Annotated in this window: 13 protein-coding genes; 9 read left to right on the top strand and 4 right to left on the bottom strand. The window is 67.8% G+C overall.

The window, feature by feature from the left end; genetic code table 11:
• The 3 genes from D7V97_RS30925 to D7V97_RS30915 all read left to right on the top strand — a co-directional run.
• Positions 1-546: IF-2 protein (locus D7V97_RS30925; RefSeq protein WP_120614223.1), on the top strand; the 546-nt coding region annotated here is incomplete at its 5' end.
• Positions 547-998: 452 nt separating this feature from the next.
• Positions 999-3,485 carry a ribonucleoside-diphosphate reductase subunit alpha gene (locus tag D7V97_RS30920; protein ID WP_120614222.1) on the top strand — a complete coding sequence of 829 codons (2,487 nt, stop codon included), beginning with the start codon at positions 999-1,001 and terminating at the stop codon, positions 3,483-3,485.
• Positions 3,486-3,554: 69 nt separating this feature from the next.
• Positions 3,555-4,565 carry a ribonucleotide-diphosphate reductase subunit beta gene (locus D7V97_RS30915; protein WP_120614221.1) on the top strand — a complete coding sequence of 337 codons (1,011 nt, stop codon included), beginning with the start codon at positions 3,555-3,557 and terminating at the stop codon, positions 4,563-4,565.
• 74 nt (positions 4,566-4,639) lie between these two features.
• On the opposite strand, the gene aqpZ is transcribed toward D7V97_RS30915, so the two are convergent.
• The 4 genes from aqpZ to D7V97_RS30895 form a co-directional block, all read right to left on the bottom strand.
• Positions 4,640-5,464, bottom strand: a complete 825-nt coding sequence (aqpZ, locus tag D7V97_RS30910) for an aquaporin Z (RefSeq protein WP_120614220.1) — start codon at positions 5,462-5,464, stop codon at positions 4,640-4,642.
• A 164-nt stretch (positions 5,465-5,628) separates the two neighbouring features.
• Positions 5,629-6,162 (bottom strand): hypoxanthine phosphoribosyltransferase, encoded by a 534-nt coding sequence (gene hpt, locus D7V97_RS30905; protein ID WP_120614219.1) that lies wholly within the window; start codon positions 6,160-6,162, stop codon positions 5,629-5,631.
• A gap of 15 nt (positions 6,163-6,177) precedes the next feature.
• Positions 6,178-6,993, bottom strand: coding sequence for a uracil phosphoribosyltransferase (locus D7V97_RS30900; protein WP_120614218.1), 816 nt, complete (start codon positions 6,991-6,993; stop codon positions 6,178-6,180).
• 34 nt (positions 6,994-7,027) lie between these two features.
• The gene (locus D7V97_RS30895; protein WP_120614224.1) at positions 7,028-7,627 is read right to left on the bottom strand and encodes a thymidine kinase; all 600 of its coding nucleotides are present in this window, start codon (positions 7,625-7,627) and stop codon (positions 7,028-7,030) included.
• Between the two features lie 195 nt (positions 7,628-7,822).
• On the opposite strand from D7V97_RS30895, the gene D7V97_RS30890 reads away from it, so the two are divergent.
• From D7V97_RS30890 to rpsF, 6 genes are all read left to right on the top strand, one after another.
• A complete protein-coding gene (locus tag D7V97_RS30890; protein WP_233583332.1) occupies positions 7,823-8,194 on the top strand; it encodes a DUF5658 family protein in 372 nt (123 codons plus the stop codon).
• Positions 8,195-8,310: 116 nt separating this feature from the next.
• Positions 8,311-8,610 carry a septation regulator SpoVG gene (gene spoVG, locus D7V97_RS30885; RefSeq protein ID WP_120614216.1) on the top strand — a complete coding sequence of 100 codons (300 nt, stop codon included), beginning with the start codon at positions 8,311-8,313 and terminating at the stop codon, positions 8,608-8,610.
• A gap of 42 nt (positions 8,611-8,652) precedes the next feature.
• Entirely contained in the window at positions 8,653-9,603 is a 951-nt protein-coding gene (locus D7V97_RS30880) for a ribose-phosphate pyrophosphokinase (RefSeq protein ID WP_120614215.1), read from the top strand.
• A gap of 234 nt (positions 9,604-9,837) precedes the next feature.
• The gene (locus D7V97_RS30875) at positions 9,838-10,536 is read left to right on the top strand and encodes a 50S ribosomal protein L25/general stress protein Ctc (RefSeq protein WP_120614214.1); all 699 of its coding nucleotides are present in this window, start codon (positions 9,838-9,840) and stop codon (positions 10,534-10,536) included.
• An 82-nt stretch (positions 10,537-10,618) separates the two neighbouring features.
• Entirely contained in the window at positions 10,619-11,194 is a 576-nt protein-coding gene (pth, locus tag D7V97_RS30870; protein ID WP_120614213.1) for an aminoacyl-tRNA hydrolase, read from the top strand.
• A 229-nt stretch (positions 11,195-11,423) separates the two neighbouring features.
• Positions 11,424-11,909 carry a 30S ribosomal protein S6 gene (gene rpsF, locus D7V97_RS30865; protein ID WP_120538060.1) on the top strand — a complete coding sequence of 162 codons (486 nt, stop codon included), beginning with the start codon at positions 11,424-11,426 and terminating at the stop codon, positions 11,907-11,909.
• Positions 11,910-12,000 lie beyond the last annotated feature (91 nt).

Here is a 12,000-nt window from a genome sequence, read left to right as displayed (position 1 = left end):
GACACCTACGCGCCCCTCCCGCTGGAAGGCCAGGACGTCACCCTGCTCTCACAGCAGAAGTTCACCGACCGCGACGACCTGGACCGCGCCCTCTTCCCCCTCCTGGAGACCCTGGCCCGCCCGCGCATCGCGTCCGGCGAGCCCCCCAAGGTGGAGCGCGGCCTCTACTACCTGCGCCGCGCGGAGAAGCTCTCCGGCATCACCGAGGAGCAGCGCCGCAGCCTCCAGTCCATGCTCACCGACGTGGCCTTCTACCAGGCCCGCCAGAAGCTGGAGGACGCGCGCCGGCTCGTCTCCGAGGGCCTCGCCCAGCTCAAGCTCGCCGCCGAAACCGAGAACCGCCACGCCCGCGCCGCCAACCAGATGCTCACCACCGTGGGCCCCACCGCCCGCGCCCTGGAGGACTCCTTGCGCCGCGCCGTCCACACCGAGAGCGCCCCGGACAACATCCCTGTAGCACCCGCCCCCGCGCCCCGGCCCACGGGGGACACCTCCCTGCAGCCCTTCCCCACCGCCACGACCTCCGACGGGGGGACGCCTCCCTGATCTTGGGGGGTTGGAAGACCCCATCCGGAACGCGCGCCTGGACCCCCCTTTCGTGACACGGAAATGTCCGCCGCCCAACGTCCCAAAGTGCCTCGGTGAGTGATCATAGATTGCAATGATCGATCCCACCGGCCGGGCAGGCTCACACAGGATCTAGCGTTGACACATCGGTGGACCCCCCATAGCTTGGGTCAGGTCGGGCGGTCGCCCCCCTGTCCGGGGGTCCGCGCCCAAGCCCTGGAGGCCGGTGTGGTTTTCTTGCGCGACACCTGCTTCTGCCCCACAAATCGCTACATGTCGGACTGTTGTCGCCAAGCCCTCGGGACCTGATTCCAACTCAGTCCCGCCCCCGCACATCCCCAGTCATTCCAACGGGGGCCGTCCGCCCCGTGCAGGACGGCCACGTCCGCCCTGCTGGCTGCGCCATTGCCTTGCCCGGAAGTGAGACGCCCGTGACCGTCCAGACGCCCCTGAAGCCGACCGTCGTCACCTCGCCGCCCCCTGACGCCGCGCCCGCGGCCACCACCGCCCCGGCCTCGTCGGGCGCCGGCGACTTCGCCACCACGATGCGGGTGAAGAAGCGCAACGGCACGGCGGAGCCCGTGGACCTCAACAAGATCGTCCGCGCGGTGGGCAAGTCCTGCGTGGGCCTGTCGCGCGTGGACGTGATGCGCGTGGCCACCAAGACCATCAGCGGCCTGTACGACGGCGCCACCACGCGCGAGCTGGACGGGCTGTCCATCCAGACCGCCGCGGCCCTCATCGTGGAGGAGCCCGAGTACGCGCGGCTCTCCGCCCGCCTGCTGTCCACCTTCATCCAGAAGGAGGTCAGCAACCAGGACATCCAGTCCTTCAGCCAGTCCGTCGCCGCGGGCCACAAGCACGGCCTCATCGCGGAGCGCCTGCTCACCTTCGTGCAGGCCAACGCGCGCAAGCTCAACGCCGCCATCGACCCGGTCCGCAACGACCTGTTCGAGTACTTCGGCCTGCGCACCGTCTACGACCGCTACCTGCTAAAGAACCCGCAGACGCGCGAAGTGATTGAGACGCCCCAGGACTTCTTCCTGCGCGTGGCGTGCGCGCTCTCCGGCGACAACGCGCGCGAGGCCATTGAGCTCTACCGCCTGTTCAGCTCACTGGAGTACCTGCCCAGCTCCCCCACCCTGTTCAACTCCGGCACGCGCCACGAGCAGCTCTCCAGCTGCTTCCTCCTGGACTCGCCCGCGGATGAGCTGGACGCCATCTACAAGAAGTACTCGGACATCGCGATGCTGTCGAAGTTCTCCGGCGGCATCGGCGTGGCGTACAGCCGCGTGCGCGCGCGGGGCTCGCTGATCAAGTCCACCAACGGCCACTCCAACGGCATCGTCCCGTGGCTCAAGACGCTGGACGCGTCCGTGGCGGCGGTGAACCAGGGCGGCAAGCGCAAGGGCGCGTGCTGCGTGTACCTGGAGACGTGGCACGCGGACATCGAGGACTTCCTCGAGCTGCGCGACAACACCGGTGACGACGCGCGCCGCGCGCACAACCTGAACCTGGCCAACTGGGTGCCGGACCTGTTCATGCGCCGCGTGGAGGCCGACCAGGAGTGGAGCCTCTTCGACCCGAAGGCCACCCCGCACCTCACCGACCTCTTCGGCGAAGCCTTCGAGAAGGCCTACGCGGAGGCCGAGGCGCAGGGGCTCGCCGTGCGCAAGGTGAAGGCGCGCGACCTGTACGCCCGGATGATGAAGGTGCTCGCCCAGACGGGCAACGGCTGGATGACCTTCAAGGACATCGCCAACCGCAAGAGCAACCAGACGGGCCAGCCGGGCAACGTCATCCACCTGTCCAACCTGTGCACCGAAATCCTGGAGGTCACCAGCCAGGGTGAGACGGCGGTGTGCAACCTGGGCTCGCTCAACCTGAGCCGCATGGTGAAGGACGGGAAGTTCGACTTCGACCAGCTGCGCGCCAACGCGATGCTCGCGCTCAAGCAGTTGGACCGCGTCATCGACCTCAACTACTACCCCATCACCACCGCCGCGGACTCCAACCGCCGCTGGCGCCCGGTGGGCCTGGGCCTGATGGGCCTCCAGGACGTCTTCTTCCAGCTGCGCCTGCCCTTCGACTCCGTGGAGGCGCGCAACCTGTCGAAGAAGATCTCCGAGGAGATCTACTACGCGGCGCTCGTCACCTCCTCCGACCTCGCGGAGCAGTTCGGCGCCCACCCGGCCTTCCCGGAGACGCGCGCCGCCAAGGGCGAGCTCCAGTTCGACAGCTGGGGCGTCGTCCCGGAGGACACGCTGCGCTGGGACGCGCTGCGCTCGCGCATCATGAAGGTGGGCCTGCGCAACTCGCTGATGATCGCCATCGCGCCCACGGCCACCATCGCGTCCATCGCCGGCTGCTACGAGTGCATCGAGCCGCAGGTGTCCAACCTCTTCAAGCGCGAGACGCTGTCGGGCGACTTCCTCCAGGTGAACCGCTACCTGGTGCGCGACCTGCAGCAGCTCAACCTGTGGAACGAGTCCACGCGCAACCGCATCAAGATGGCGGAAGGCAGCGTGCAGGACCTCACGGAGCTGCCGGAGGAACTGCGCGCCATCTACCGCACCGCGTGGGAGGTCCCCATGCGCTCGCTGCTGGACATGGGCGCGGACCGCGGCGCCTTCATCGACCAGAGCCAGTCGCTCAACCTCTTCGTGGAGACGCCCAACATCGGGAAGCTGTCCTCGATGTACTTCTACGCGTGGCAGAAGGGGCTGAAGACGACGTATTACATGCGCTCGCGTCCGGCGACCCGCATCGCGAAGACGACCGTGAACCAGGGCGGCCCCACGGTGTCGGCCGCGCCCACGCCCGCGCCCGCGCAGGTGATGTCGCAGGTCGTCACCGCGGAAGCCGAAGCCGTGGCGTGCTCGCTGGAGAACCCCGAGGCGTGCGAGGCGTGCCAGTAGTCACGGGCCCGCGTCGTTCCTTTCGCCCCATCCGTCCCGTGCCGTTTTTTGTAAGGGAGTGCTGAAGCAATGCTGCTCGATCCGGGAATGAACCTGACGCTGCGCCCGATGGCGTATCCCGTCTTCTTCGAGATGTACCGCAACGCCATCAAGAACACCTGGACGGTGGAGGAGATCGACTTCTCCACGGACCTGGTGGACCTGCGCTCGAAGATGACGGACGCGGAGCGTCACCTCATCCACCGGCTGGTGGCCTTCTTCGCCACGGGCGACTCCATCGTCGGCAACAACCTGGTGCTCAACCTCTACAAGCACCTGAACGCGCCCGAAGCGCGCATGTACCTGTCGCGCCAGCTCTACGAAGAGGCGCTGCACGTCCAGTTCTACCTGACGCTGCTGGACAGCTACATGCCGGACCCGGCCGAGCGCGCCAAGGCGTTCGCGGCGGTGGACAACATCCCCTCCATCCAGCGCAAGGCGCGCTTCTGCATGAAGTGGATCGACAGCATCCAGTCCATGGACCAGGTGCGCTCGCGCGGGGACCGGCGTCAGTTCCTGTTGAACCTCATCTGCTTCGCGGGCTGCATCGAAGGCCTCTTCTTCTTCGCGGCCTTCGCGTACGTGTACTTCCTGCGCAGCAAGGGGCTGCTCAACGGCCTGGCCGCGGGCACCAACTGGGTGTTCCGCGACGAGAGCGCCCACATGGCGTTCGCCTTCGAGGCCATCCAGACGGTGCGCAAGGAGGAGCCGGACCTCTTCGACGCGAGCCTCGAGCGCGACGTGGTGCAGATGCTCCGTGAGGCCGTGGAGTGCGAGACACAGTTCGCCCAGGACGTGCTGGGCGGCGGCGTGATGGGCCTGTCGGTGCAGGAGATGCGCGGCTACCTGGAGTACGTGGCCGACCAGCGCCTCCAGATGCTGGGCATGTCCCCCATCTTCCACACCAAGAACCCGCTGCACTTCATGGACCTGCAGGACGTGCAGGAGCTCACCAACTTCTTCGAGCGCCGCGTGTCGTCCTACCAGGTGGGCGTGGGCGTGGGCGCCGCGAACGACGTCGTCTTCGACGCCGCCTTCTAGGCCTCCCCTCCCCTGCCGCCACACAGGAAGCCGTGCCCCGCTCACGCGAGGCACGGCTTTCGTGCTTCCAAACGCTAGACGGGGTGCTCCACATCCTGCCCGGCCAGCCGCTGACGTCGCTCGTCCTCCAGCGCCTGCTCCGCGCGCGTGGCGGTGATCTGCACCGCCGGCCGGTTCACCGTGCGGTACACCGCCGCGGCGAAGGCCGCGCCCAGGAGCGGCGCGATGATGAACATCCACAATTGCCCCAGCGCGGCTTCTCCGACGAAGAGCGCCGGCCCCAGGCTGCGCGCCGGGTTCACCGACGTGTTGGTGATGGGGATGCCCACCAGGTGGATGAGCGTCAGCACCAGGCCAATGGCCACGCCCGCGAAGCCCACCGGCGCGCGCGAGTCCGTGGCCCCCAGCACCGTCAGCACCAGCAGGAACGTGAGCGCCACCTCCGCGAGGAAGGCCGCCCCGCCGCCGTAGCCGTCCGGTGACGCGGCCCCGTAGCCGTTGCTCCCCAGCCCCTCCGCGCCCGCCGAGTAGCCTCCCGGCGCGCCCTTCGCGATGAGCAGCACCAGCCCCGCCGCGAGGATGGCCCCCACGCACTGCGCGACGACGTAGCCCGCCACGTGGCGCCGGTCGAACTTGCCCGCGAGCACCAGGCCCACCGTCACCGCCGGGTTCACGTGGCAGCCGGAGATGGGGCCTACCGTGTAGACCATCGCCAGCAGCGACAGGCCGAAGGCGAACGACACCCCCAGGAAGCCGATGCGGTCGCCCGCCAGCACCGCCGCGCCCACGCCCCCGAGCACCAGCACGAAGGTGCCCACGCCTTCCGCCAGGTACTTCTGCATCGCGGCGGCTCCGCCCGCGGGGGCCGGCCGGGCCGCATTCACCATCTCTTCACGCATGCGCAGCCTCCTCGCGCCCTCCAAGGAAGATGCTGCGCACGAACACCGTGGCGAGCCACGCGCGGGCGGCCCCCACGGCCGGCCTGCGGCGCATGGGCGGGGCCCCTGGCGCCTCGGGGCCCCCACCCCGCGGGGAGGGACGCCCGGGCACCGCTGCGCCTGCTTCAGGCCTTCTTCCAGATGCCGATGAACGGCAGGTTCCGGTACTTCTCCCCGTAGTCCAGGCCGTACCCGACGACGAAGAGGTCGTCGATGACGAAGCCCTTGTAGTCGATGTTCACCTTCGTCCGGGCGCGCGCGGGCTTCTCCAGGAGCGAGCACAGCTTGAGCGACGCGGGGTGGCGCGCCTGGAGGTTCTCCAACAGGAAGCTCATGGTGAGCCCCGTGTCGATGATGTCCTCGATGACGAGCAGGTGCTTGCCCGCCATCGGCTTGGACACGTCCGTGGTGATGCGCACCTCGCCCGTCGTCTCCGTGCCGCCGTGGTAGCTGGACACGCCCAGGAACTCGACCGTGAGCGGCAGGTCGATGGCGCGCGCCAGGTCGATGGCGAAGAACGCGGAGCCCTTGAGCACGCAGATGAGCGTCAGCTCCTTGCCCTGGTAGTCGCGGGTGATTTCGGCGCCCAACTGCTTCACGCGCGCCTGCACGGCTTCCTCGGAGATGAGGACACCGACATCCTTCTCGTGGAACGTCACCGGGAACTCCCTTGTCTACACATAGGCGTTGTTCATGATCTCCCCGAAGCCGCCGCCACCGGGGACGATGTACTGCCGGTCATCCAGGCCCCGCTCCTTCTCCCAGAGCAGGCCCGGCTCCGTGCCGAACACCTCCGGCGGAGACAGGCCCCGGTCCAGCCGGAGCGCGTAGATGATGACGTCCGGGTGCTCCTTCGTCATCCGCCGCAGGTACTCCGGCGTGACGATGAGGTTGAGCGTGATGATGCGCCGGGCCTTGCCGGGCACCTTCGTCTTGTAGAGCTGGATGGCCGTGGACAGGCTGCCCCCGGTGGCCCCCATGGGGTCCGGGAAGAGCACGAACGCGTCATCCACGTCCCCGCCAATCTTCGCGCCGCCAATCTCAGAGCCCACCACCGCCTGGGCCGCGTCGATCATCCGGCTCATGATGATGTGGTCCTGCCGCACGAGCGACGGATCCACCGTGAAGTTCAGCAAGTCATACGTCACCTGCGACGGCAGCGTGCCCGCCCGCGCGATGTTCACCGTCACCACGCGCAGCTGCGGGTCCACCACCTCGCCCTGGTAGATGCCCAGCGGCGTGGAGTCGATCATCCGCGTGGGGATGGTGACCATCTTGCGCGGGAACTCCGCGTTGATGACCGTCTTCACCAGGTCCGCGTAGAGCTGCTCCACCAGCCGGTTGATCTGCGGCTGCAGCGTGCCCTTCGCGCACAGCGTGGCCAGCTGCGACAGGAGGAACGGATTGCCCACCAGGTGGACCTGCGGCCCATAGTGGTGGGTCATCTCGTTCAGCCGGAACGGCACGTTCGCGTACAGGGTGTCCCGCATCGGAATCCAGCTCCAGGCGAAAGCAACAGGGGTTTCAGTCGAACAGCTTCAGCGTCTGCGGGGGTGAGGCCTCGGTGGGTTCGCGCACATGACACTTGCGGCAGCGCGGCTCGTACTCGCCCGCCGCCCCCACCACCACCCGCTCCTCGCTTCCAATGATGCGCTGCGAGCGATTGGCCGGATTGCCACACACCGCGCAGATGGCCAGCTCCTTCGTGACGTACTCCGCCACCGCCATCAGCTGCGGCATCGGTTCGAAGGGGCGGCCCTGGTAGTCCTGGTCCAGCCCCGCGCAGATGACGCGCACGCCCCGGTGGGCCAGCGCCTCGCACACCTGCACCACCTCCCCGCCGAAGAACTGGACCTCGTCGATGCCCACCACCTGGATGTCGGGAGGCAGGTGTCGGAAAATTTCTTCAGCCCTCTCCACCGGGATGGACGTCAATTTCAACTGGCTGTGGCTCACCACCTGCGTCTCGTCGTAGCGCGTGTCGATCCGCGGTTTGAACACGCGGACCTTCTGGCGGCCGTACAGCGCGCGCTTGACGCGGCGGATCAACTCCTCCGTCTTGCCGGAGAACATGGAGCCGCAGATGACCTCTATCCACCCGATATCTTTGGGAAATTGATGCAAGGGGCGCTCGTCGGGGAGGGTCGGATTCGGGGCCAATCTCGGGCACCCACCCCTTCCCGTCAATTTCGTTTCCAGCCTGCCAACCCCCCATTCGTCGCCGCCTGCCCGCTCGCTTCCCGGAAGCCCCGGAAGCCTTGGCAAGCGAATTGAATAGGGAGGGCCCCGGGCAACACGGACGGGACCAGGGGGTAGGGCGTGGCGGCGACGGCGAGCGGGATGCAGACGGGGACGTGGACGCAGGGTGCTTCTTTCTACATGTCACCCGCGTCGGTGGCGTTGTTGATGCTGAACCTGCTGGATGGGTTGTTCACCCTGCTCTTCCTGCAACTGGGGGTGGCGGAGGAGCTCAACCCGGTGATGCGCGTGGCGTATGAGCAGTCACCGCTGCTCTTCATGTTCTCCAAGCTGCTCATCGTGAACGCGGGCCTGTGCCTGCTGTGCCTGCACCGCAAGCTCAAGGCGAGCCGCTTCGCCATCCGCGCGGGCGCCGTCGTCTACGCCATCATCGTCGTCTACCACCTGGCGTTCCTGGCCCACCTGGTGAGTCACTGGCCCTTCGGGGCTTGAGCCCCCGCGTCCAGTGAACGGTCACCCGGTGCGTCGGGTAGGGGGTGCTTGCTTTTCACCACCAGTCTGTCCCAGGCTTCCCCATAGCTCCGGCCTTTCGGGTTCGGGGGGGGACCATGAACATCACCGACGTCCGGGTGTTTCCGGTCGAAGAGGACAAGCTCAAGGCGTACGTCACCATCACGTTGGATCACTGCTTTGTCGTACGCGACTTGAAGGTGATCCACGGTTCCACCGGGCTCTTCATCGCGATGCCCGCGAAAAAACGGAAGGACGGGACCTACAAGGATATTGCCCATCCGTTGAACGCGGACACGCGGAGCCAGATGGAGCGGGTCATCTTGATTGAGTACGAGAAACACCTCCACCAGGCGCAGACGGGGACGCTCGTTCCCGTGGCTGCGGAACTCGACTAACGCTCTTCCCTTCGGGGCGCGCACGGGTTAGTCAGCGCCCCCATGCAGCAGCGTGACTTCAAGGTGTTCGCCGGGAACTCCAACCCGGCGTTGGCGCAGCGCATCTGTGACTATCTCCAGCGCCCGTTGGGCAAGGCGGTCGTCGACACGTTCTCCGACGGGGAGATCCACGTCGAGATCGGCGAGAACGTGCGCGGACAGGACGTCTTCATCGTCCAGTCCACGTGCCCACCGACGAACCACCACCTGATGGAGCTGCTCATCATGTGCGACGCCCTCAAGCGGGCGAGCGCCGGCTCCATCACCGCCGTGATGCCGTACTACGGCTACGCACGGCAGGACCGGAAGGTGGCTGCGCGCACCCCCATCACCGCCAAGCTGGTGGCGGACATGCTGGAGGTCGCGGGCGTCAACCGGGTGGTGTCCATGGACATGCACGCGGGGCAGATCCAGGGCTTCTTCAACATGCCCTCGGATCATCTGTACGGCTCGCCGGTGTTCCTGGAGGACATGCGCAAGCGCTTCCCGGAGTTGAGCGACGTCGTCATCGTCAGCCCGGACGCCGGCGGCGTGGAGCGCGCGCGCGCCTACTCCAAGCGCCTGGACACGGGCCTGGCCATCATCGACAAGCGCCGGCCGCGCGCGAACGCCTCCGAGGTGATGAACCTCATTGGCGACGTGATGGGCAAGGACGCCATCCTGGTGGACGACATGGTGGACACCGCGGGCACGCTCGCCCAGGCGGCCGCCGCGCTGAAGAACAAGGGCGCGCGCCGGGTGCTGGCGTACGCCGTCCACCCCATCCTGTCCGGCCCCGCCATCCAGCGCATCACCGACTCGGTGCTGGAGGAGGTCGTCTTCACGGACACCGTGCCGCTGTCGCCTGCCGCCCAGGCGTGCCCGAAGATCCGCGCGCTCCACACCGACTCGCTGTTCGGCGAAGCCATCGCGCGCATCCACCGCGCGGACTCGCTCAGCTCGCTGTTCGTCTGACGCCCGGGCTCCAGCTCCCCAGGCTCCCCGGGCTCCCGGGTGACGGGCCTGGGAGCGCCTGGATGACGGCTGGCTTGACGGAACACCCCTGGGGCTGGCATGTCCGGCCCCCTCTGCTGGTTCCACGGGCTTCACGGCCCGGGCGCCGTCTTCGGGGCCCGCCATGGTGGCGGGATGCCGAGGGTGCCCTTCGGGACCGGCCGCACCCGCAGTCCCCACTGAAAAGAGCATTCCATGGCCACCGACAAGAGCATCCTCGAGGCGAAGGCGCGTGAAGGTTCCGGCAAGGGCGCCGCCCGCCGCCTGCGTGCGCAGGGTCAGGTCCCCGCGGTCGTCTACGGCAAGCACCTGGCGAAGCCGCTGCACATCTCCGTGGATCCGAAGGCCATCCGCACGGCCATCAACACCCCGCACAAGCTGAACACGCTCATCCAGATCAAGCTGGAGGGCGGCGGCGAGCAGGTGCTGCTGAAGGACTACCAGATGGACCCGCTGACCCGTGACATCCTGCACGCGGACTTCATCGCGGTGCGCGACACGGACCAGGTGAAGGTCAACCTGCCCGTCGTCCTCACGGGCAAGGCCCCGGGCGTGCTCGAGGGCGGTCTGCTCTCGCAGATCCGCCGCAACCTGGAGGTCTGGGCGCTCCCCACCGCCATCCCGCTCCAGATTGAAGTGGACGTCAGCAACCTGAACATCGCCGAGGCCATCCACGTGAATGACGTGAAGCTGCCCGAGGGCGTGTCGGTGAAGACGAACGTCAACTACACCATCGCGGTCCTCGCGGCGCCCGAGGCGGCGGAAGTGGCGGCCCCGGCGGCCATCACGTCGGCGGCTCCTGCCGCGGCGGCGACGGGCAAGGCGGGCGACGCGAAGGCGGCCGACGCGAAGGCCCCCGCGGCGGCGGCTGCGAAGGCCCCTGCGAAGAAGTAGTCGTCCCCTTCTCGCAGTCCTTTGTTTCCTCGCGGGGCGGGCCTTTGCAAAGGCCTGCCCCGCGGTCTTTACGGAGCCTTCCATGAAGCTCATCTGCGGGCTGGGCAACCCCGGGCGCGAGTACGAGCGCCACCGGCACAACATCGGCTTCATGGTGGTGGACGCGCTGCTGGCCCGCGCCCGCGCGGAGCTCACCCAGGACAAGTTCCAGGCCCGGGTGGGCCAGGGCACGCTGGGCGGCGAGCGAATCCTCTTCGTGGAGCCACAGACCTTCATGAACCTGTCGGGCCGCGCCGTCGCGGAGGCCGCGCGCTTCTACAAGGTCGCCGTGCAGGACGTGCTCGTCATCCACGACGAACTGGACCTGCCCTTCGGCAGGCTGCAGCTCAAGGCGGGCGGCGGCGCGGGCGGCCACAATGGCCTCAAGAGCATGGTGTCCTGCCTGGGCGAGGACGCCTTCATCCGCGTGCGGGTGGGCATTGGCAAGCCCGAGGGGCCCAACGCCAAGGAGCGCGTGGCGGGCTACGTCCTGTCCAACTTCGACGACGGCGAGCGCCGCCAGTTGGAGGAGCTGATTTCCCGGGCGGCGGACATGACCGAGAGCTGGGTGCGGGACGGGCTGGCCACGGCGATGAACCGGCACAACCGGAAGGCCTGAGCGCCCGCGAGGACGGCCGGCCGGCTGCCCCCTCCCCGGGCATTGCTTGACTTTCGCGGGGGGGTCCTCTTAGAAGCCCCCTCCTCCCGTGTTGTTGAGCGGGAAAAGGCGCGGTGGTGATGGGCGCGCGTGATTTCCCCATCCCCGGTGGCGGCCTTTCGAGGGCCAGCACCCGTTTCCCCGCTCCCCGGATGGTCCGGGGGGCACTCGACCCCAAGGGGAGAGAAACATGGCAGAGACGCAGGCCGCCAAGCGGCTTCGTGAGTATGAGACCATCTTCCTGGTCAAGCCGGACCTGACCGATGACGCCGTGGACAAGCTCAAGGAGCGCGTCCGGGGCATCGTCGACCGCGAGCAGGGCAAGGTGCTGCGCTTCACGGTGTGGGGGAAGAAGAAGACCCTGTTCCCCGTGGCCAAGCAGCCCCGCGCCATCTACGTCCACACGAGCTTCCTGGGCAGCGGCAAGCTGGTGGCGGAGATCGAGCGCAACCTGCGCAACCTCGACGAGGTCACCCGGTACATCTCCGTGAAGATCGCGGATGAGGTGGACCCGGAGACGCGTCCGGTCCTCGAGGACCTGAAGCTGGCCGGTGACGTGGAGGAGACCCGTCCGGGTGCCCCCGCGGAGCGCGAGGGTGGCGGCTTCCGTGGTGCTGCCGAGGCCCCCGATTTCGTTGGCCCCGACGCGGAAGAGGATGCCCCCGAGGAGGCGTAAGCCTCCTTTCGGGTCCTTCCCCAAACCTTCCAGGAAACGAGAACGTTCATGAGCAACGGCATGGATAGCAAGGGCACGGGCGGTTCCCGCG

The sequence above is a fragment of the Corallococcus sp. CA053C genome (assembly GCF_003611675.1).
Taxonomy (GTDB): Bacteria; Myxococcota; Myxococcia; order Myxococcales; family Myxococcaceae; genus Corallococcus.
The sequence above is the reverse complement of the archived record's forward strand: the minus strand, read 5'-3'. Positions and strand labels throughout refer to the sequence as shown.